General features: G+C 66.7%; 18 protein-coding genes. 8 read left to right on the top strand and 10 right to left on the bottom strand.

Features of this window, described 5'->3' with window-relative positions; genetic code table 11:
- Nucleotides 1-24 precede the first annotated feature (24 nt).
- Complete coding sequence (gene mdtD / locus HWX00_RS31805; protein ID WP_034191132.1) at nt 25-1461, bottom strand: multidrug transporter subunit MdtD; 1437 nt, start codon at nt 1459-1461, stop codon at nt 25-27.
- 218 nt (nt 1462-1679) lie between these two features.
- On the opposite strand from mdtD, the gene HWX00_RS31810 reads away from it, so the two are divergent.
- Nucleotides 1680-2003, top strand: coding sequence for a DUF2917 domain-containing protein (locus HWX00_RS31810; protein WP_034191131.1), 324 nt, complete (start codon nt 1680-1682; stop codon nt 2001-2003).
- Nucleotides 2004-2188: 185 nt separating this feature from the next.
- Complete coding sequence (locus HWX00_RS31815) at nt 2189-3580, top strand: CoA transferase (RefSeq protein WP_175028261.1); 1392 nt, start codon at nt 2189-2191, stop codon at nt 3578-3580.
- Nucleotides 3581-3601: 21 nt separating this feature from the next.
- Here HWX00_RS31815 and HWX00_RS31820 read toward each other — a convergent pair whose 3' ends face one another.
- The gene (locus HWX00_RS31820; protein ID WP_034191129.1) at nt 3602-4348 is read right to left on the bottom strand and encodes a GntR family transcriptional regulator; all 747 of its coding nucleotides are present in this window, start codon (nt 4346-4348) and stop codon (nt 3602-3604) included.
- 166 nt (nt 4349-4514) lie between these two features.
- Here HWX00_RS31820 and HWX00_RS31825 point away from each other — a divergent pair, with 166 nt between their 5' ends.
- The 3 genes from HWX00_RS31825 to HWX00_RS37475 are packed head-to-tail and all read left to right on the top strand — an operon-like array spanning nt 4515 to nt 6470.
- Entirely contained in the window at nt 4515-5360 is an 846-nt protein-coding gene (locus HWX00_RS31825; RefSeq protein ID WP_059560297.1) for an aldo/keto reductase, read from the top strand.
- A 60-nt stretch (nt 5361-5420) separates the two neighbouring features.
- Nucleotides 5421-6008 (top strand): hypothetical protein, encoded by a 588-nt coding sequence (locus HWX00_RS37470; RefSeq protein WP_175868175.1) that lies wholly within the window; start codon nt 5421-5423, stop codon nt 6006-6008.
- Nucleotides 6009-6032: 24 nt separating this feature from the next.
- Nucleotides 6033-6470, top strand: coding sequence for a hypothetical protein (locus HWX00_RS37475; protein ID WP_175868176.1), 438 nt, complete (start codon nt 6033-6035; stop codon nt 6468-6470).
- 729 nt (nt 6471-7199) lie between these two features.
- Here HWX00_RS37475 and HWX00_RS31840 read toward each other — a convergent pair.
- The 5 genes from HWX00_RS31840 to HWX00_RS31860 all read right to left on the bottom strand — a co-directional run bounded on the left by HWX00_RS31840 (nt 7200) and on the right by HWX00_RS31860 (nt 12443).
- Entirely contained in the window at nt 7200-8210 is a 1011-nt protein-coding gene (locus HWX00_RS31840; protein ID WP_175028259.1) for a HoxN/HupN/NixA family nickel/cobalt transporter, read from the bottom strand.
- Between the two features lie 165 nt (nt 8211-8375).
- On the bottom strand, nt 8376-10487 hold the full coding sequence (gene fusA, locus HWX00_RS31845; protein ID WP_034186327.1) for an elongation factor G: 2112 nt from the start codon (nt 10485-10487) through the stop codon (nt 8376-8378).
- A 219-nt stretch (nt 10488-10706) separates the two neighbouring features.
- The gene (locus tag HWX00_RS31850; RefSeq protein WP_034186326.1) at nt 10707-11207 is read right to left on the bottom strand and encodes a DUF192 domain-containing protein; all 501 of its coding nucleotides are present in this window, start codon (nt 11205-11207) and stop codon (nt 10707-10709) included.
- Between the two features lie 160 nt (nt 11208-11367).
- Nucleotides 11368-11583: a hypothetical protein gene (locus HWX00_RS31855; protein ID WP_011352970.1), complete on the bottom strand. Its 216-nt coding sequence runs from the start codon at nt 11581-11583 to the stop codon at nt 11368-11370.
- A gap of 281 nt (nt 11584-11864) precedes the next feature.
- Entirely contained in the window at nt 11865-12443 is a 579-nt protein-coding gene (locus HWX00_RS31860) for a pseudouridine synthase (protein WP_034186325.1), read from the bottom strand.
- A 278-nt stretch (nt 12444-12721) separates the two neighbouring features.
- Between HWX00_RS31860 and icd the strand changes: the two genes are divergently transcribed.
- Nucleotides 12722-13978, top strand: a complete 1257-nt coding sequence (icd, locus tag HWX00_RS31865) for an NADP-dependent isocitrate dehydrogenase (RefSeq protein WP_006478026.1) — start codon at nt 12722-12724, stop codon at nt 13976-13978.
- 277 nt (nt 13979-14255) lie between these two features.
- Nucleotides 14256-16484 carry an NADP-dependent isocitrate dehydrogenase gene (locus tag HWX00_RS31870; RefSeq protein ID WP_175028258.1) on the top strand — a complete coding sequence of 743 codons (2229 nt, stop codon included), beginning with the start codon at nt 14256-14258 and terminating at the stop codon, nt 16482-16484.
- 123 nt (nt 16485-16607) lie between these two features.
- Here HWX00_RS31870 and HWX00_RS31875 read toward each other — a convergent pair whose 3' ends face one another.
- Nucleotides 16608-16832 carry a hypothetical protein gene (locus tag HWX00_RS31875; protein WP_034186323.1) on the bottom strand — a complete coding sequence of 75 codons (225 nt, stop codon included), beginning with the start codon at nt 16830-16832 and terminating at the stop codon, nt 16608-16610.
- 621 nt (nt 16833-17453) lie between these two features.
- On the opposite strand from HWX00_RS31875, the gene HWX00_RS31880 reads away from it, so the two are divergent.
- A complete protein-coding gene (locus HWX00_RS31880) occupies nt 17454-19052 on the top strand; it encodes a multicopper oxidase family protein (RefSeq protein ID WP_175028257.1) in 1599 nt (532 codons plus the stop codon).
- Between the two features lie 181 nt (nt 19053-19233).
- On the opposite strand, the gene HWX00_RS31885 is transcribed toward HWX00_RS31880, so the two are convergent.
- Both HWX00_RS31885 and HWX00_RS31890 read right to left on the bottom strand, forming a co-directional pair.
- A complete protein-coding gene (locus HWX00_RS31885) occupies nt 19234-19437 on the bottom strand; it encodes a cold-shock protein (protein ID WP_006488945.1) in 204 nt (67 codons plus the stop codon).
- Between the two features lie 88 nt (nt 19438-19525).
- Complete coding sequence (locus HWX00_RS31890; protein WP_154233702.1) at nt 19526-19693, bottom strand: hypothetical protein; 168 nt, start codon at nt 19691-19693, stop codon at nt 19526-19528.
- Nucleotides 19694-19871: the final 178 nt, after the last annotated feature.

Below are 19871 nucleotides of genomic sequence, written 5' to 3' on the forward strand. Positions count from 1 at the left end.
CCCCGAAACGGCGCGCGCCGCGCGTCACGCGCGCTCGGACGGGTCGGTCTTGCGCGCGGTGCTGCGGATCTCGGGGGCGAGCTGCGCGAAGATCCACGCCGACGCGGCCGTGATGATCCCGACGCAGATGAAGGTCGCGTGGAACGCCGGCAGCGTATTGCTCGGCGTCACGGTGCGCAGCATGCCCGTGAACGTCGCGAGCAGCGCGCCGGCGACCGTCACGCCGAGGCTCATCGACAGCATCTGCACGAGCGAGAACAGGCTGTTGCCGCTGCTCGCGCCGCCCGTGCCGAGATCCTTCAGCGTCAGCGTGTTCATCGCGGTGAACTGCATCGAGTTGAAGCCGCCGAACAGCGCGAGATGCACGACCTTCACCCACACCGGCACCGAGTCGCGCATCAGCGCGAAGCTTGCCATCATCACGCCGACCATGATCGTGTTCGCGAGCAGCACCTTGCGGTAGCCGTGCTGCGTGATCAGCCGCGTGATGATCCGCTTGGAGAACATCCCGGCCGCCGCGACCGGCAGCATCATCAGCCCCGCCTCGAACGCCGAGTAGCCGAGGCTCACCTGCAGCAGCAGCGGGATCAGGTACGGCATCGCGCCGCTGCCGATCCGCGCGAACAGGTTGCCGAGCAGCCCGACGCTGAACGTGTGGATCCGGAACAGGTCGAGCGAGAAGATCGGTTGCGGCGCACGCACCGCGTACAGCCCGTACGCGACGAAGCACGCGAGGCTCAGGATCAGCAGCACCAGCACGGCGGCGTGCTGCATGCCGAGATCGGCGAGCCCGTCGAGCGACAGCGAGATCGCGACCATGCCGATCGTCAGCAGCAGATAGCCCTTCAGGTCGAAGCGGCCGACGGCCGGGTTGCGTGAATCGGGCATCGAGTAGAAGGTCGCGATGCAGCCCGCGACGCCGACCGGCACGTTGATCAGGAAGATCCAGTGCCACGACGCGATCTTCACGAGCCAGCCGCCGAGGGTCGGTCCGATCAGCGGGCCGATCAGGCCCGGGATCGCGACGAACGACAGCGCGGGCAGATAACGCTCGGCCGGAAAGGTGCGCAGCACCGCGAGCCGCCCGACCGGCAACAGCATCGCGCCGCCGACTCCCTGCACGACGCGGAACGCGACGAGCTGCGAGAGCGTATGCGCATTCGCGCACAGCAGCGAACCGAGCGAGAACACCAGGATCGCGCTGAAGAACACGCGTCGCGTGCCGAAGGTATCGGCGAGCCAGCCCGACACGGGGATCATCACCGCCATCGTCAGCGAGTACGCGATCACGACCGACTGCATCCGCAGCGGCGATTCCCCGAGGCTCGCGGCCATCGACGGCAGCGCCGTGTTGACGATCGTCGAATCGAGGGTCTGCATGAAGAAGCCCGTCGCAACGAGCCAGAGCATCACGGTGAGATTTTTTTCGCCGGGGGCGGCGGCAGGCGGGCGCTGGAACATGGGAGCGGGGCGGTGGCGCGGGACAGCCGACATTGTAGGGAAACCCGATGGGCCGTGCAGGTTCGGCACCCGGCGTGACGCGAAATCCGGCGGTCGGATGCCGTCCTCGTCGCTCGACCAGTACAGTTCAGCTAAAAGTGTCTGCAGCCGTATCTGTCCGCGTGCTGTCACTGTCCGAAATACTGGTGCCATCGAAACCGTGCGACCAGGAGGCTGCCATGCGCGAACTGCGACTTTACGTGATCGACGGCGACGAGCCGGCCGCACGGTGGCGGATCGTCGATCGCACCGCACTGCAGGTGGCGGACGGCGACGTGTGGGTGACCGTCGAGGGCCGGCTCGACGACCACTGGCTGCGCGCCGGCGATTCGCTGACGTTCGAGCCCGGCGTGCGCGTATGGGTCAGCGCGGGGCCACGCGGCGCGACGTTCGCGTTCGGGCCGCACGCGGCACCGGCCGCGCGTGTTGTGCATGCGTGGTGGCGGCCGCTCGTCGCGTGGCGGGACGGCCGGCGCCACGCGGCCGCGTCGCTGCCGATGTAGCGTGCGCGGGGCGCTTGCGCGAACGCGGCGGATGGCGGAGGTACCCGGCGCCGCGGACGGATCTGGCGCCGATCGCGCTTGCCGGCCTCCCGAAGCGCGCCCGCGCATCGATTCGCGCGATCGGGATTGATTGCGCCGGGCGCGAATTCTAGACTCGATTCCGTGTCCTCCATCGCCCCTTCACCATGACGCCGGAACTCGCATTGACGCATCTGTGGCAAAGCGCACACGGCGATCGCGACGCGCTCGCCCGCGTGACCGTGACGGGGCGGGACCCGACGTTGCCGTCGACGTTTCATGTCGGCACGCTCGCGGCAGCGACGATCGCGGCAACCGGGCTCGCGGCGGCCGAATGTCACCGGCTTCGCACGGGCGTCGCGCAATCCGTCGACGTGTCGGTGCGCGATGCGCTGGTCGCGTTCCGCAGCGAACGCTACCTGCGTGTGGACGACGGCCCGCCGCCGGAGTTGCGTCATCCGGTGACGGGCTTCTTCGAGACGGGCGACGGGCGCTGGATCCAGCTGCATGCGAACTTCCCGCATCACCTGCGCGGGATCCTCGCCGTACTCGGTTGCGGCGCGCAGCGCGCCGACGTCGCCGCGGCGATCCGCAGATGGGACGGCGCGGCGCTCGACACCGCGCTGGCCGAGGCCAGCCTGTGCGCGGCATTGATCAGAACCCCTGACGAATGGGCGGCGCACGAGCAGGCGCGCGCGATCGCGTCGCTGCCGTTGTTCGACATCGAGCGGATCGGCGATGCGCCGCTCGAACCGATCGGCCGCGGCGAAGCCGGGCCGCCGCTCGCGGGCGTGCGCGTGCTCGATCTCACGCGCATCATCGCGGGCCCGGTCGCGGGCCGCACGCTCGCGTCGCACGGCGCGCAGACGCTGCTCGTCAACGGGCCGCACCTGCCGAACATCGCGCCGCTCGTGATCGACAACGGGCGCGGCAAACGTTCGACATGGATCGACCTGCGCGATACGGCGGGTGTCGAGACGCTGCACGCGCTCGTGCGCGACGCGGACGTGTTCCTGCAGTCTTACCGGCCCGGCTCGCTCGCCGCCCGCGGTTTCGCGCCGCAGGCGCTGGCGCAGCGGCGGCCCGGCATCGTGTGCGTGTCGATCTCGGCATACGGGCATGCGGGGCCGTGGGCGGGGCGGCGCGGCTTCGACAGTCTCGTGCAGTCGGCGAGCGGGATCGCATGGCGGGAGCAGCAGGCCGCCCATGCGGATGCGCCGCGCCCTCTGCCTTGCCAGGCGCTCGATCATGCGACCGGCTATCTCGCGGCGTTCGGCGCGATGATCGCGCTCGCGCGGCGATCGTGCGAAGGGGGAAGCTGGCACGTGCGGATGTCGCTCGCGCAGACGGGGCGCTGGCTGCAGTCGTTCGGCAATGTGCAGGACGGCCTGCATGCGCCCGATCTCGCGGCTGCCGACGTGCGCGCCCGGATCGATCGCGTCGCGTCGCCGTTCGGCATGCTCGACACCGTGCGCCCGGCCGAGCGGTTGTCGGCCACGCCGCCGGCGTTCGCGCGGCCGCCCGTGCCGCCCGGCACCGACGATGCGCGCTGGCTGTAGATGCCGGCTGCGCGGCCGGCGTTACTTGCGCAGTTCGACGACGAAGTCGTAGTAGTCGTTGCGGCAGTAGGTATCGGTCAGTTCGATGGCGCGCTGGTCCGACGTATAGCCGATCCGCGTGATCAGCAGCAGCGCGTCGTGCGGCGCGATGCCCATCTGTTCGGCGATCTCGTCGGTCGCGTTGACCGCGCGGAAATGCTGCAGCGCGCGCACGATCGGCGTGCCGCGCGCTTCGAGATAGCTGTACAGCGAGCCGGCGATCGCCTGCGGATCGGGAATCAGCGTGGCGGGGAACGTCGAGTTCTCGACGGCCATCACGATGCCGTCGGCGAGACGCAGGCGTTTCAGGCGTGTCACCGATGCGGCCGGCGACAGTCCGAGCTGGATCACTTCGTCGCGGTTCGCCGGCTGGATTTCGCGCGCGAGCCATTGCGAGCTCGGCTTGAAGCCGCGGCGCTCGAGCATTTCGCTGAAGCTCGACAGTCGCGACAGCGGATCCTCGTAGCGCGGCTGGATGAAGTTGCCCGCGCCCTGCGTGCGGCGGATCAAGCCCTGCTCGACGAGCAGCGCGATCGCCTTGCGCGCGGTGATGCGCGATACGCCGAGCGCATCGGACAGCACGCGCTCCGAAGGCAGGGCCTCGCCGGCCGTCCAGCGGTTGTCGTGGATCGCATCGCCGAGCTTGCGGGCGAGCTGCAGGTACAGCGGCGTGTCGTTGTCGGGGTCGGGGCGCAGGTCTTGCCACCGGTCGTCCGTGGGTGCCTTCATGGAATGGGTATCGATCAGGTTGCGGCCATTCTAAGTCATCATGCGGCACCGTTATAGCCGGTTTTTGCCGTGCAATAGGCCGACGCCGCGCCGATTGACTACACTGACACGTCGTATTCCATGCTTCGGCCGCGGTGCGCGGCCACGAATCCGCAACGAGGAACGCATGACAGACACGATCGCCACGGTCGTCCTGCCGGACGGCGAGACGATTCCGAAGCTCGGCCAGGGCACCTGGGAAATGGGCGAGCGGCCGGCCCGCCGGGCGGACGAGATCGCCGCGCTGCGTGAAGGTGTCGAACTCGGGATGACGCTGGTCGATACGGCCGAGATGTACGGCGACGGCGCGACCGAGGCACTCGTCGGCGAGGCGCTCGCGGGCCTGCGCGATGACGTCTTTCTCGTCAGCAAGGTCTATCCGCATCATGCGAGCCGGCGCGGCGTCGTCGCCGCGTGCGACGCGAGCCTCAAGCGATTGCGCACCGATCGCCTCGACTTGTACTTGCTGCACTGGCGGGGCTCGGTGCCGCTCGAGGAGACGGTCGAGGGTTTCGAGACGCTGCGGCGCGCGGGCAAGATTCGTCACTGGGGCGTGAGCAACTTCGATACGGCCGATATGGAGGAGCTCGTCGGCGGGGCGGGCGGCGGCGCCTGCGCGACCAACCAGATCCTCTACAACATTGCGCGGCGCGGCCCGGAATTCGACCTGCTGCCGTGGCTCGCCGACCACCGGATCCCGGCGATGGCATACAGCCCGGTCGACCACGGACGGTTGCCGAAGCGTTCGCCGCTCGACGAGATCGCGCGGCTGCGCGGCGTATCGGTGATGCGCGTCGCGCTGGCTTGGGTGCTCGCGCAGCCGGGCGTATTCGCGATCCCGAAGGCGTCGAGGATCGAGCACGTGCGCGACAATCGCGCCGCGCTCGATCTCGAATTGAGCGAGGACGAGCGCGCGCAGCTTGACGCGTACTTCCGTCCGCCTCGCAGCAAGCGCGCGCTCGAGATGCTCTGACGGCACCCGGCCGGGTAACGCTTCCGGTCAGTGGTTGCCGCCGGACGATCCGCCGTTGCCGTGACCGCCGCCATTGCCGTTGCCGGTACCGTGGCCATTGCCGACACCGTTGGCTCCGCCATTGCCGGCCCCACCACTGCCGTTACCGTTGCCATTGCCGCCGCCGTTACCGTGGCCACCATTGCCGTTGCCTTGGCCACCGTTGCTGCCGGCCCCATTGCCGTTGCCGCCGCCGTTGCCCGAACCGCCGCCGCTGCCATGGCCGCCGTTACCGCCAGCGCCAGCGCCATTGCCGTTGCCAACGCCGTTGGCACCACCGTTGCCAGCGCCGCCACTGCCGTTGCCATTGCCATTGCCGCCGCCGTTACCGTGGCCACCGTTGCCGTTGCCCGAACCGCCATTGCCGCTGCCACTGCCATGGCCGCCGTTACCGCCAGCGCCATTGCCGTTGCCGGCGCCGTTACCGTGGCCACCGTTGCCGTTGCCCGAACCGCCATTGCCGCTGCCACTGCCATGGCCGCCGTTACCGCCAGCGCCATTGCCGTTGCCGCCGCCGTTACCGTGACCACCGTTGCCGTTGCCCGAACCGCCATTACCGCTACCACTGCCATGGCCGCCATTGCCGCCGGCACCATTGCCGTTGCCTGAGCCGCCACTGCCGTTGCCATTGCCGTGACCACCACCGTCACCGTTGCCGTGGCCGCCACCATCGCCGTGACCACCGCCATCGCCGTGGCCGCCACCATTACCGTGGCCACCGCCGTCACCGTGACCACCGCCGTCACCGTGGCCGCCACCGTCGCCGTGGCCGCCGCCGTCACCATGGCCGCCACCATTGCCGTGACCACCACCGTCTCCGTCGCCTCCACCTCCGTGTCCGCCATGGCCTCCGCTTCCAGAAGTACCGCCGCCCGAAGTGCCGCCGCCCGAAGTGCCGCCACCCGAAGTGCCGCCACCCGAAGTGCCGCCACCCGAAGTGCCGCCACCCGAAGTACCGCCACCCGAAGTACCGCCGCCCGAAGTGCCGCCACCCGAAGTACCGCCACCCGAAGTACCGCCGCCCGAAGTACCGCTGCCCGAAGTACCGCTGCCCGAAGTGCCTCCACCTGAACCACCGTTACCGGACGCGTTGCCTCCGCGACCCGTGCCGCTCGTACCGCCGGATGTGCCGCCTGTCGCTCCACCGACACCGGCAGGCCCGACGGCGCCGTTCCCGTTATTTGCACCGCTGCCGCCGCCATTGCCGTTACCCGGCCCGGGACTGCCGCCGCCGCTGCCACTCGGGCCGGCACCTTTACCGCCGCCGATCCCATGACCGGCATGAACCTGCCCCGCACACGCGGCCGGATTGGCGGCGCATGACGAAGCGTCCGCGACCAGCGTCATGATGGTGTCCGCGCTGGCGCTCGCGTCGGGCCCGGAGTCGGGCGTGGTGGTTTGTGCGACGGCATACGAGCAGCAGCACGCCAACGCGGCTGCGGCCAGCAAGGTTGCACGAGGGCGCCGTCCCGCCGGGCGGGACGGTTGTTTCGTCTTATGCATCATGGCCTCCCCTTGCGCGCGATGCCTCGTTGCCGCGCGACTATCTACGTGTGGTGCAGGGGGCCAGCAAGGATTCGTTGTCCGGTCGGCGGCCGATTGCGTTCGGGCCGACGCTTGACGCCAGCCGCGAACGCGGATCGGCACGCGGGCCCGCCGTGCGAATCCCTCTCTGCGAGATTCGTGCCATCGGCCGCTTGTGCCCGTCGCGCAACGCGCACGCGGGCACGCGACGGGCGCATGCAACGTCGTGGGGGTGTTTTGTTTCCGGATTGAAACGTCTGAGCGTTCGCGGGCGGCTCAGCGTGCGGGCGTGTCGGCTGCGCGCTGCCAGCGATGGAACAGGATCGACGCGATCCAGCAGACGAGGAACAGCGCGATGATGCCGTAGCCGATCGAGCCGAAGCGATCGCCGAGCGCATCGAGCGTATCGCGCACGGGGCCCGTCAGCGACAGCTTGTCGGCCAGGAGTCCGGCCGCCTCGATCCCGCCGATCGCCAGTGCAACGGCCGCCGACACGAACGTGATGCTCGCGTTGTAGAGCAGCTTGCGCTGCGGATCGTCCATCGCCCAGCCGTATGCCTGAATCATCAGCACATTGTCGGTCGAGTCGATCAGCGTCATGCCGGCGGTGAACAGCGCGGGAAACAGCATGACCGTGTAGACCGGCAGCCCCTGGCTCGCCTGCGCGGCGGCGATCGCGAGCAGGCCGATTTCGGTTGCAGTATCGAAACCGAGCCCGAACAGCACGCCGACCGGATACATGTGCCAGCTCTTCGACACGAACCGGAACAGCGGCCGCAGCAGTCGCGAGACGAGCCCGGCGGGGCGGTGTACATGCGCATCGTCGTGCGCGTGACCGGATGCGCCGCGATAGCGTCGCCAGACGTCGCGCAGGATCAGCAGGTTCACGCACGCGAGCACGAGCAGGAAGGTGGCCGATACGGCCGTGCCGATCGTGCCGCCGATTTCACGGAACGCATCGAACCGGTCGCGCAGCGCGAACGCGGTCAGCGCGATGCCGAGCGTCGCGGCGATCACGATGGTCGAATGGCCGAGCGAGAAGAACAAACCGACGCTCACCGGACGCTGGCCATCCTGCATCAGCTTGCGCGTCGCGACGTCGATCGCGGCGATGTGATCGGCGTCGACCGCGTGACGCAGCCCGAGCCCGTACGCGATTGCCGCGGTGCCGAGCAGCAGCGGATGGTCGCGCAGCACCGCGAGCGCCCACAGCCAGACCGCGACGTTCGCGGTGATCAGGCCGGCATAAAGGATCAGCAGGCGGCGCAGGGCAGGGGTGGGCGGCATCGGGCGGGTTCCATCTGACAATTCGCCATCCATTGTGGCACGCGAAAAAAATGCCTGGCGTGCCGATCAAAAAGCCGCGAACCCCGCGCGCGCCGGATGAAAAAAAAGCCCGTCCGGAACCGGACGGGCCTTGCGCGCATGCGACGGGGCGCGCGCGCCCGGCGCTTACTTCGTTTTCGCGCTGATCACGCCTTCCGACACGTTGGCCGGCGTTTCCGCGTACTGCTTGAACTCCATCGTGTAGGTCGCGCGGCCCTGCGTGGCCGAACGCAGCGACGTCGAATAGCCGAACATCTCCGCGAGCGGCACTTCGGCGCGCACGAGCTTGCCGCCGCCGCCCGCGATGTCTTCCATCCCCTGCACGATGCCGCGACGGCTCGACAGGTCGCCCATCACGTTGCCCATGAATTCCTCGGGCGTCTCGACTTCGACGGCCATCATCGGCTCGAGCAGCACGGGCTTCGCCTTGCGCATCGCTTCCTTGAACGCCATCGAGCCGGCCATCCGGAACGCGTTTTCGTTCGAGTCGACGTCGTGGTACGAGCCGAACGTCAGGTGCACCTTCACGTCGACGACCGGGTAGCCCGCGAGCACGCCGCTCTTCAGCGTTTCGGTGATGCCCTTGTCGACGGCCGGGATGAACTCGCGCGGAATCACGCCGCCCTTGATCTCGTCGAGGAACTCGTAGCCCTTGCCCGGGTTCGGCTCCAGCGTGATCACCGCATGGCCGTACTGGCCGCGGCCGCCCGACTGCTTGACGAACTTGCCCTCGACGTCGGCGGCCGTCGTGCGCACCGTCTCGCGATACGCGACCTGCGGCTTGCCGACCGTCGCTTCGACGCCGAATTCGCGCTTCATCCGGTCGACCAGGATTTCGAGGTGGAGCTCGCCCATCCCCGAGATGATCGTCTGGCCGGACTCTTCGTCGGTCTGCACGCGGAACGAAGGATCTTCCTGCGCGAGACGGTTCAGCGCGAGGCCCATCTTTTCCTGGTCGGCCTTCGTCTTCGGCTCGACGGCCTGCGAGATCACCGGCTCGGGGAATTCCATCTTCTCGAGGATGATCGGCTTGGCCGGATCGCACAGCGTGTCGCCCGTCGTCGCTTCCTTCAGCCCGACGGCCGCCGCGATGTCGCCCGCGCGCACTTCCTTGATTTCCTTGCGCTCGTTCGCGTGCATCTGCAGGATCCGGCCGAGCCGTTCCTTCTTGTCCTTCGTCGCGTTGAGCACCGTGTCGCCCGACTCGACGACGCCCGAATACACGCGGAAGAAGATCAGCTGGCCGACGAACGGGTCGGTCATGATCTTGAACGCGAGCGACGAGAACGGCTCGTCATCGCTCGGATGACGTTCCGCCGGTTTTTCCGGATCGGCGAAGTCGTGGCCGAGAATCGCGGGCACGTCGACCGGCGACGGCAGGTAGTCGATCACCGCGTCGAGCATGGCCTGCACGCCCTTGTTCTTGAACGCGCTGCCGCACAGCATCGGCACGATCTCGTTCGCGATCGTGCGCTTGCGCAACGCGGCCTTGATCTCGTCCTCGGTCAGCGACTCGTGGTCGTGCAGGTACTTCTCGAGCAATTCCTCGCTCGCTTCGGCCGCCGCCTCGACCATCTTCTCGCGCCATTCGTGCGCGAGCTCGACGAGGTTCGCGGGGATCTCCTCGTACGAGAACTTCACGCCCTGGCTTTCGTCGTCCCACACGATCGCCTTCATCTTCACGAGATCGACGACGCCCTGGAAATGATCTTCGGCGCCGATCGGAATCTGGATCGGCACGGCGACACCCTTCAGGCGCTCGCCGATCTGCTTCTGCACGCGGAAGAAGTCGGCGCCGATGCGGTCCATCTTGTTGACGAACGCGATGCGCGGCACCTTGTACTTGTTCGCCTGGCGCCATACGGTTTCGGACTGCGGCTGCACGCCGCCGACCGAGTCGTAGACCATGCACGCGCCGTCGAGCACGCGCATCGAGCGCTCGACTTCGATCGTGAAGTCGACGTGCCCGGGCGTGTCGATGATGTTGATGCGGTGTTCCGGATAGTTGCCGGCCATGCCCTTCCAGAAGGCCGTGGTCGCCGCCGACGTGATCGTGATGCCGCGTTCCTGCTCCTGCTCCATCCAGTCCATCGTGGCCGCGCCGTCGTGCACTTCACCGATCTTGTGGCTCACGCCGGTGTAAAACAGGATGCGCTCGGTCGTCGTGGTCTTGCCGGCATCGATGTGAGCGCTGATCCCGATATTGCGATAGCGCTCGATGGGGGTTTTGCGGGGCACGTGAACCTCCTGGTGGTTCGGATCTTAAGCGGGCCGACTGGGCCGGCCCGGGCTGGAACAAGCGAGACTTCAAGCATAGCGCTTGCGCGTGGCTTTTGCAGATGCGGCCAGCAGCGGCGGAATCAAGCGGGGCGTTGCCGCCGGCAGGCGAAAAAAAACCGGCGCGCAGCGGGCGGCCGGCTTCGGTCGGTGCGCGGCGCGCCGCCGCGGAAAAGACCGTTACTGGGCCTTCGGCAGGCCGTCGAGCTTCATGCCGGGCTTGATGCCCTTGGCCGCGAACCAGCCCTTGCCCATTTCGAGCGCGTAGACGCCGTTGTTGCGCGGGCAGTGGTTGTCGGTCGTCTCCGCCCGCATCTCGTCGATGTCGGTGATCGTGCCGTCCGCGCGGATGAACGCGATCGACAGCGGGATCAGCGTGTTCTTCATCCAGAAGCAGTGCACGGCGTTCTCGTTGAAGACGAACAGCATGCCTTCGTTGGGCGCGAGCTGCGAACGGTACATCAGCCCCTGTTCGCGGTCGGCGTCGTTCGCGGCGACGGCCGCGTCGATCACGTACATGCCGGCGCGCAGCTTCACGCGCGGGAACTCGCTCGGCTGCTTGGCGCCGGGCGGCACCTGCGCGGCGGCGGCCTGCATGCCGAGCGCGAGGACGGCGAGCGCGGCGGGAAAGACGGCGGCGCGCGCTAGGCGGCCGAGCGACGAGCGCAGGGAGAATTGCACAGCATGGCTCCTGTCTGGAAAACGAGACCCGCATGGTACGCGATGCGCGCCGGCGGGCACAAAAAAGAAAAAGGCAGATCGCCTTGCGGTGATCTGCCTTTCAACGCCGTAAGAACGGCAAGACTGCGTGTTCTTGACTGCGTTATTACAGCTTGCTTACTTAGTTCGAAGCAGCTGCCGGTGCTGCTGCGTCGCTTGCTGCAGCCTTCTTCGATGCCTTGTGGTGCTTCTTGGCAGCGTGGTGCTTCTTGGCAGCGTGCTTAGCCGGTGCCGAAGCAGCTTCTGCTGCTGCCGGAGCAGCTTCCGGAGCCGAAGCTTGTGCGAAAGCAGCCGTTGCGAAGAGGCCAGCGACCAGAGCGGCGATCAGTTTGTTCATGTTGTGTTCCTCAGCTTTAGTTAATTAACCAAATGACCCGGCAATAGGAGTCATGTCGTCTAACGGTGCCATCCACCTTTCGGTTGACAGACGCTTCGAGAAATTTCTCATTGCGCTGCGGGCGCCGAATCGTATTCGAGAAAAACGTCGCTTTCGTGACGCAAACACGGGTTCGGCTGCCAATGCCGGATAGCTAAGGTTGGCATCTGCGTGGTTTAACGCGCGATCTTCGCGGGCGGTTGACGAAAAAGATGACGAAAAATGCGCGCCTCCCGAATTCGTCATCCGGCGGGCGCGAAACCGTCCCATGGCGCGCGCGGCGGCAGTGCGATTGTTTCGCCCGGCGCAATGCCGAGCGCAAATATGTCCAGCGCGCCGATGCCGACACGCACCAGGCGCAACGTCGGGAAGCCGACGGCCGCGGTCATCCGGCGCACCTGCCGGTTCTTGCCCTCGGTGATCGCGAGTTCGATCCACGTGGTCGGGATCGCTGCGCGATAGCGGATCGGCGGCGTGCGCGGCCACAGCGTGTCGGGCGGCTCGATGAATTCGGCGCGGCACGGCCGCGTCACGTAGTCGCCGAGGTCGACGCCGCGCGCGAGCGCCTTCAGGTCGGCCGGGCCGGGCGCGCCCTCGACCTGCGCCCAGTAGCGTTTCACGAGCTTGTGGCGCGGCTCCGCGATGCGCGCCTGCAGCGCGCCGTCGTCGGTGAGCAGCAGCAAGCCTTCGCTGTCCGCGTCCAGCCGGCCGGCCGCATACACGCCGGGCGTTTTTACCCAGTCGCCGAGCGACGGGCGCGTCTCGTGCGCGGAAAACTGGCAAATCGTGCCGAACGGCTTGTTGAGGGCGATCAGGTTCATGGCGGGGCGCCCGCCCGGCGCGCCGCGGGACGCGGAGGCGGGCGGTCTATGGCAAATGGCGGAATCTTAATGCATAATACGGAACGGCAAGTCCTCTGTCTTATATAAGACATAAGTGAGGTCTTGATACGCAGTGCCGCGGTTCATGCCGAAGTGCCCGGTTGGGGCGCTAGAATAGCGGCTCGCTGTTGCCCGTCACGGGGTGGCCATGCCGCGCCCCCGCCGCGCGCGCAGCTTCGACCAGCATCACCTGCTCAGCCACGTCACTGGAGTCGATCATGCCGTATCAGCACATCAAGGTTCCGGAAGGCGGTGACAAGATCACCGTCAACAAGGACTTCTCGCTCAACGTTTCCGATCAGCCGATCATTCCCTATATCGAAGGCGACGGTACGGGCTTCGATATCACGCCGGTCATGATCAAGGTCGTCGACGCGGCGGTCGCGCATGCCTACAAGGGCAAGCGCAAGATCCACTGGATGGAGATCTTCGCGGGCGAGAAGGCGACGAAGGTGTACGGTCCGGACGTGTGGCTGCCGGACGAGACGCTGCAGGTGCTGAAGGAATACGTGGTGTCGATCAAGGGGCCGCTCACGACCCCGGTCGGCGGCGGCATTCGTTCGCTGAACGTCGCGCTGCGCCAGGAACTCGACCTGTACGTGTGCCTGCGCCCGGTCCAGTACTTCAAGGGCGTGCCGTCGCCGGTGCGCGAGCCGCAGAAGATCGACATGGTGATCTTCCGCGAGAACTCGGAAGACATCTACGCGGGCATCGAATGGGCCGCGGGTTCCGAGCAGGCGAAGAAGGTCATCAAGTTCCTGCAGGACGAGATGGGCGTGAAGAAGATCCGCTTCCCGGAAACCTCGGGGATCGGCGTCAAGCCCGTGTCGACGGAAGGCACCGAGCGTCTCGTGCGCAAGGCGATCCAGTACGCGATCGACAACGATCGCAAGTCGGTCACGCTGGTGCACAAGGGCAACATCATGAAGTTCACGGAAGGCCTGTTCCGTGACGCCGGTTACGCGCTGGCCCAGAAGGAATTCGGCGGCGAGCTGATCGACGGCGGCCCGTGGATGCGCGTGAAGAACCCGAAGACGGGCAACGAGATCGTGATCAAGGATTCGATCGCCGACGCGTTCCTGCAGCAGATCCTGCTGCGCCCGGCCGAATACGACGTGATCGCGACGCTGAACCTGAACGGCGACTACATCTCCGACGCACTGGCCGCGCAGGTCGGCGGCATCGGGATCGCGCCGGGCGCGAACCTGTCGGATTCGGTCGCGATGTTCGAGGCGACGCACGGCACGGCGCCGAAGTACGCGGGCAAGGATTACGTGAACCCCGGTTCCGAGATCCTGTCGGCGGAAATGATGCTGCGCCACCTCGGCTGGACGGAAGCGGCCGACACGATCATCGCCGCGATGGAGAAGTCGATCCTGCAGAAGCGCGTCACGTACGACTTCGCGCGCCTGATGGAAGGGGCGACGCAGGTGTCGTGCTCCGGCTTCGGCGAAGTGCTGATCGAGAACATGTAAGACCCCTTCCGGGGTGGGCCGGCGCATGCCGGCCGCTCCGGTGCTGACTGCCGGCGCCGGAGCGTTTCGTGGATGGCAGGTTTGTTGGCAGGGCGGTCCGGCATGCGGGCCGCGGCGCCGCGAAGCGGCCCGGAGGCCCTGCAAGGTAGAACATGACGGCCCTCGCAACACCATCGCCCGGCTGAACCCGGCGCCCCTTTCGCGACCGACCTGGTCGCTCCCCGCCGGTTACCCGCCGGCGCTCCTCAGTCCCATTTCACGTAGCAACGCATCGACCATGTCCACTTCGCCCAAGATCATCTACACCCTCACCGACGAAGCGCCCGCGCTCGCGACCTATTCGCTGCTGCCGATCGTCAAGGCCTTCACGCGCTCGTCCGGCGTCGCCGTCGAAACGCGCGACATCTCGCTCGCCGGCCGCATCATCGCGGCCTTCGCGGACATCCTGCCGCCCGAGCAGAAGGGTTCCGACGATCTGGCCGAGCTGGGCCAGCTCACGCTGAAGCCGGAAGCGAACATCATCAAGCTGCCGAACATCAGCGCATCGGTGCCGCAGCTGAAGGCCGCGATCGCCGAACTGCAGGCGCAGGGCTACAAGCTGCCGGCCTACCCGGAAGACCCGTCGACGGACGAAGAGAAGGCGGTCAAGGCGCGCTACGACAAGATCAAGGGCAGCGCGGTGAACCCGGTGCTGCGCGAAGGCAACTCCGACCGCCGCGCGCCGCTGTCGGTCAAGAACTACGCACGCAAGCATCCGCACAAGATGGGCGCATGGAAGGCGACGTCGAAGGCCCACGTCGCGCACATGAGCGAAGGCGACTTCTACGGCAGCGAGAAGTCGGCGCTGATCGCCGAGGCCGGCAGCGTGAAGATCGAGCTCACGACGACCGACGGCGCGAAGAAGGCGCTGAAGGAAAAGACGGCCGTGAAGGCCGGTGAAGTGATCGACGCATCGGTGATGAGCCGCAATGCGCTGCGCAGCTTCATCGACGCGCAGATCGCCGACGCGAAGGCGCAGGACGTGCTGTTCTCGGTGCACCTGAAGGCGACCATGATGAAGGTCTCGGACCCGATCCTGTTCGGTCACTTCGTGTCGGTGTTCTATCGCGACGCGCTCGCGAAGCACGCGGACGTGCTGGCGCAGGTCGGTTTCAACCCGAACAACGGGATCGGCGACCTGTACGCGCGCCTGAAGGACCTGCCGGCCGACACGCGCGAAGCGATCGAAGCCGACGTGAAGGCCGAATACGCGGTGCGCCCGCGCCTCGCGATGGTCAACTCGGACAAGGGCATCACGAACCTGCACGTGCCGAGCGACGTGATCGTCGACGCGTCGATGCCGGCGATGATCCGCGATTCGGGCGGCATGTGGGGCCCGGACGGCGCGCTGTACGACGCGAAGGCCGTGATTCCGGACCGCTGCTACGCAGGCGTCTACCAGGCCGTGATCGAGGACTGCAAGCAGCACGGCGCATTCGATCCGGTCACGATGGGCAGCGTGCCGAACGTCGGCCTGATGGCGCAGGCGGCCGAAGAATACGGTTCGCATGACAAGACGTTCCAGATCCCGGCGGACGGCGTCGTGCGCGTCACCGACGAAGCCGGCAACGTGCTGCTCGAGCACGCGGTTGAGTCGGGCGACATCTGGCGCATGTGCCAGACCAAGGACGCACCGGTGCAGGACTGGGTCAAGCTCGCGGTGAACCGCGCGCGTGCGACCGGCGCACCGGCCGTGTTCTGGCTCGATCCGGCGCGCGCGCACGATGCGCAGATCATCGCGAAGGTCGAACGCTACCTGAAGGATCACGACACGAACGGTCTCGACATCCGCATCATGACGCCGGTCGACGCGACGCGTTTCTCGCTCGAGCGCATCCGTGCGGGCAAGGACACGATCTCGGTCACCGGCAACGTGCTGCGCGACTACCTGACCGACCTGTTCCCGATCATGGAGCTCGGCACCAGCGCGAAGATGCTGTCGATCGTGCCGCTGATGGCCGGCGGCGGGATGTTCGAAACGGGCGCCGGTGGTTCGGCACCGAAGCACGTGCAGCAGTTCGTCGAGGAAGGCTTCCTGCGCTGGGATTCGCTCGGCGAATTCCTCGCGCTGGCCGCGTCGCTCGAACACCTCGGCAACGCATACCAGAACCCGAAGGCGGTCGTGCTCGCGAAGACGCTCGACCAGGCGACCGGCAAGTTCCTGGACGAGAACAAGTCGCCGGCGCGCAAGGTCGGCGGCCTCGACAACCGCGGCAGCCACTTCTACCTGTGCCTGTACTGGGCGCAGGCGCTGGCCGAGCAGACCGAGGACGCCGCGCTGAAGGCGCAGTTCGAAGGCGTGGCGAAGTCGTTGTCCGACAACGAAGCGCGCATCCTGGAAGAGCTGGCGGCCGCGCAAGGCAAGGCGCAGGCGATCGGCGGCTACTACCGTCCGAACGTCGACCTGACGAGCCAGGCGATGCGCCCGAGCGCGACGCTGAACGGCATCGTCGACGCAGTCGTCTGACGCGGGCCGCGCGATCGCGCGAGCCGATGCGTATGTCGACGCGGCGCGGTTAGCCGTTCGCCGTCCGACATCCAATGAAAACGCCCCGGTCGCCCGGGGCGTTTTTCGTTGCAGGCTTGCCATTCAGACGTGAACGATTTCCCATTCGGCGATTTCGTGCGGCACCTCGAGCGTGGCCGTGTCCAGTTCGGACAGGTGTTCGCAGTCGCCGCGGGAGATGTGGTCGGCCGCGACTTCGGGGCACGAGAATGCGCCGAGCAGGGCGTTGCCGAACGTCGCTTCCCAGCCGCCGTTACCCGGCAGGATGTAGAACGACCCGAGCGCTGAACCAAAGCGAAATCCCTTCATTTCCGTTCTCCCTTTCTGATCACAAGCGATTCTGGTGTGCCGCCTGCCGGCTCGGCCGGCTGTGGCCCGACTGGCTGCTTGCGCCGGGTTCCGTATCGAACGTCGTGGCGAAGCGTCAGTGCATGGAACAAAGTCTACGTCCGCGACCCGGTTGGATGGTGCAACTAGAACGGCTTCTCGAAACAAAAATTCATGTTTAAAAACAACGGATTATTTTCCATGTTCCATATTGCGGAACGTTTTTTGCCATCGCGAAACGGGAAATTTGTGCCCTGCACCACGAATTTTTACAACGCAGGGACTTGTTCCGCATCGTGAAAAATTGGCGGTTTCGTGGAGGGGTGGCGCGACACGCGCCGACCGGGTGGCCGACGGTAGGGGCGAAACGGGCGGCTGGATGCGGCGGCGGGCATGGTTCAGGGCAGGGGCGATCGCTGCCGAAGGGCCGTAAGCAGCAGCGCTGCGGCGTATCGCCGCCCGGCCGGGGCGGCGCCGTTCGAGCGGAGCCAGCGGTTATGATGACGCGGGCATCAGGTTTCGCGTCGCGCACCGGCGGTCCGGCCGGCCGGCGCGTGCGTCGCGGCGGTCGTGCGACGCTGCATGGATAACGAGGATCGATTGATGAGACGGAGAACCTTCCTGTCGCGCGCCATCGGCGTCGCAGCCGCGTCGCTGTTCGCGCGCACCGCGTGGGCGCAGCATGCCGGTCATGCGGGCATGGCCGGCATGGATTCGATGGACGACATGCCGGGCATGTCGGGGATGGCGGACCATGCGGGGCACGGCAAGCCCGCGCCGGCCGCGCTCGCGGCCGCCGACGCGCTGCCGGCCGGCGCGCCGCTCGCGACGTTGCGCACGCTCGCGAACGAAAGCCGCGAACCCGGTACGTTCCGGGCGACGCTGGTCGCGCAACCCGTCGCGCGCCCGATGCTGCGCGGCACGCGGCCGACCACGTTCTGGCAGTTCGGCGCGGGCGCGCAAGGCCCCGTCGTCGGCCCGCTGATCGACGTGCGCGAGGGCGACACCGTCGAAATCAAGTTCGTGAACCGGCTGCCGCAACCGTCGACGATCCACTGGCACGGCCTGCCCGTGCCGCCCGACCAGGACGGCAATCCGTCCGATCCCGTCGCACCCGGCGCGTCGCGCGTGTACCGTTTCACGCTACCGAAGGGCAGCGCCGGCACTTACTGGTACCACCCGCATCCGCACATGATGACGGCCGAGCAGGTATTTCGCGGGCTGGCCGGCCCGTTCATCGTGCGCGCCGCGGACGATCCGCTCGCCGGCTGGCCCGAGCGCAACCTGTTCGTGTCGGACCTGAAGCTTGCGCGCGACGGCACGATTGCGCCGAACGACATGATGGACTGGATGAACGGCCGCGAAGGTCAGTTCGTCCTGGTCAACGGCGCGCGCCGGCCGCGCATCGACATCGCGGGCGACGAGCGCTGGCGCGTGTGGAACGCGTGCAGCGCGCGCTACCTGCGCGTCGCGTTCGACGACGGCCGTGCGTTCGAGCACGTGGGTACCGACGGCGGGCTGTTCGATGCGCCGCGCCGCGTGACGTCGTTGCTGATCGCGCCCGGCGAGCGTGCGGAGCTGCTCGTGCGCGCGGGCGACCGCGCATCGCGCGCGGTGCTGCAGGCGGCCGAATACGACCGCCGCAAGATGGCGATGTCGCACGACGACGGCCACGGCAGCCTGCCGCCCGATCCGGCGCTGGCACTGGCCGATGTCGCGTTCGCGCCCGCCGCCGCGCGCGCGTTGCCGGCCACGCTGCGCACGGTACCGCCGCTGGGCGAACCGGTTGCGCGCAAGACGGTCGAGTTCGGAGAGGAAATGGACATGGACGCGATGATGAAGGGCGCGGCGCACGGCCGGCCGGCCGGCATGCGCTTCATGATCAACGGCGAAACCTATGCGGCGCACCGTGCAACGCTGACGAGCCGCCGCGGCGACGTCGAGCGCTGGGAGATCCGCAACGGCACCGACATGGATCACCCGTTCCACCTGCACGGCACGCAGTTCCAGGTGATCGAGCGCGCGTCGGGCGGCGCGCGCACGACCGAACCGTTGCGCGCATGGCGCGATACCGTGAACGTGCGCAGCGGTGAAACCGTGTCGATTCTCGTCACGCAAGACATGCCCGGAGAGCGCATGTTTCATTGCCACATTCTCGAACACGAGGATCTCGGCATGATGGGCACGCTGAAGGTCGTGTAACGAAGTCGTGAATATGTTTCACGTGCGGGATCGATATCCGATCTGCATGTGTGACAAGACAATGTGTGTTCAATTATCGGGATTGAACGAAAAGGCCGGCCAATCGATTATCGAATGGCCGGCCTCCAAAAAAAGAAACCCGGCGCAATGCGCCGGGTTTCTTCGTCAGATATCCGATGCCTTATACGGCCTGGATGTTCGACGCTTGCTTGCCCTTCGGCCCTTGGACGACGTCAAAGCTCACCTTCTGGCCTTCCTTCAGCGTCTTGAAGCCATTCATGGTGATAGCCGAGAAGTGCGCAAACAGATCCTCACCGCCCTCGTCGGGAGTGATGAAACCGAAGCCCTTCGCGTCGTTGAACCATTTAACGATACCAGTTGCCATTTCCTACTTCCCCTGTCACACAGTCGCTGCTACTTACCACGAGCACGCTCGAAAAGCTAAACGACCGGAAAATGCAGCCGTTCCCCCCTCACAAGCTCACCTCGGCCTCATTCATTTCGCCAACCGGCGAATTGAAAAAAGTGCCAGCTTGATTGTTGGCGCTCTTTATTGGAGTGTCAAGAGGAATTTTTAGACGTTTAGAGGGTCGTTGTAAAGAACCCATTTTCAGGGTTTTTCCGGCTTTGCTTTGCAGCATGCCGCCGAGCGCCGGGGCTTGAAAAGCCGCATAATCGGCTCATATACCAGGCTCGAGTGACACGCGTTCGAGTCGTCCCGGCTTGTGGGATACTGGATGCGGACACGACGCTCCGGTGCAGTTGCCCCCTGACGGTTCGTGTTCCGCGCCACGCGTGAAAGCCGGCACCGCAGCCGGC

Origin of the sequence: Burkholderia seminalis DSM 23518 (genome assembly GCF_902832885.1) — a bacterium.
GTDB classification, from domain to species: Bacteria; Pseudomonadota; Gammaproteobacteria; order Burkholderiales; family Burkholderiaceae; genus Burkholderia; species Burkholderia seminalis.

What these genes read in the sequence shown, in the direction of transcription:
- HWX00_RS31870 (WP_175028258.1), top strand. Translation starts at nt 14,256, where the DNA reads ATGTCCACTTCGCCCAAGATCATCTACACCCTCACCGACGAAGCGCCC.
- icd (WP_006478026.1), top strand. Translation starts at nt 12,722, where the DNA reads ATGCCGTATCAGCACATCAAGGTTCCGGAAGGCGGTGACAAGATCACC.
- HWX00_RS31885 (WP_006488945.1), bottom strand. Translation starts at nt 19,437, where the DNA reads ATGGCAACTGGTATCGTTAAATGGTTCAACGACGCGAAGGGCTTCGGT.
- HWX00_RS31890 (WP_154233702.1), bottom strand. Translation starts at nt 19,693, where the DNA reads ATGCTGCAAAGCAAAGCCGGAAAAACCCTGAAAATGGGTTCTTTACAA.
- HWX00_RS31810 (WP_034191131.1), top strand. Translation starts at nt 1,680, where the DNA reads ATGCGCGAACTGCGACTTTACGTGATCGACGGCGACGAGCCGGCCGCA.
- HWX00_RS31855 (WP_011352970.1), bottom strand. Translation starts at nt 11,583, where the DNA reads ATGAACAAACTGATCGCCGCTCTGGTCGCTGGCCTCTTCGCAACGGCT.
- HWX00_RS31820 (WP_034191129.1), bottom strand. Translation starts at nt 4,348, where the DNA reads ATGAAGGCACCCACGGACGACCGGTGGCAAGACCTGCGCCCCGACCCC.
- HWX00_RS31880 (WP_175028257.1), top strand. Translation starts at nt 17,454, where the DNA reads ATGAGACGGAGAACCTTCCTGTCGCGCGCCATCGGCGTCGCAGCCGCG.
- HWX00_RS31815 (WP_175028261.1), top strand. Translation starts at nt 2,189, where the DNA reads ATGACGCCGGAACTCGCATTGACGCATCTGTGGCAAAGCGCACACGGC.
- HWX00_RS31840 (WP_175028259.1), bottom strand. Translation starts at nt 8,210, where the DNA reads ATGCCGCCCACCCCTGCCCTGCGCCGCCTGCTGATCCTTTATGCCGGC.
- HWX00_RS31875 (WP_034186323.1), bottom strand. Translation starts at nt 16,832, where the DNA reads ATGAAGGGATTTCGCTTTGGTTCAGCGCTCGGGTCGTTCTACATCCTG.
- HWX00_RS31825 (WP_059560297.1), top strand. Translation starts at nt 4,515, where the DNA reads ATGACAGACACGATCGCCACGGTCGTCCTGCCGGACGGCGAGACGATT.
- HWX00_RS31860 (WP_034186325.1), bottom strand. Translation starts at nt 12,443, where the DNA reads ATGAACCTGATCGCCCTCAACAAGCCGTTCGGCACGATTTGCCAGTTT.
- mdtD (WP_034191132.1), bottom strand. Translation starts at nt 1,461, where the DNA reads ATGTTCCAGCGCCCGCCTGCCGCCGCCCCCGGCGAAAAAAATCTCACC.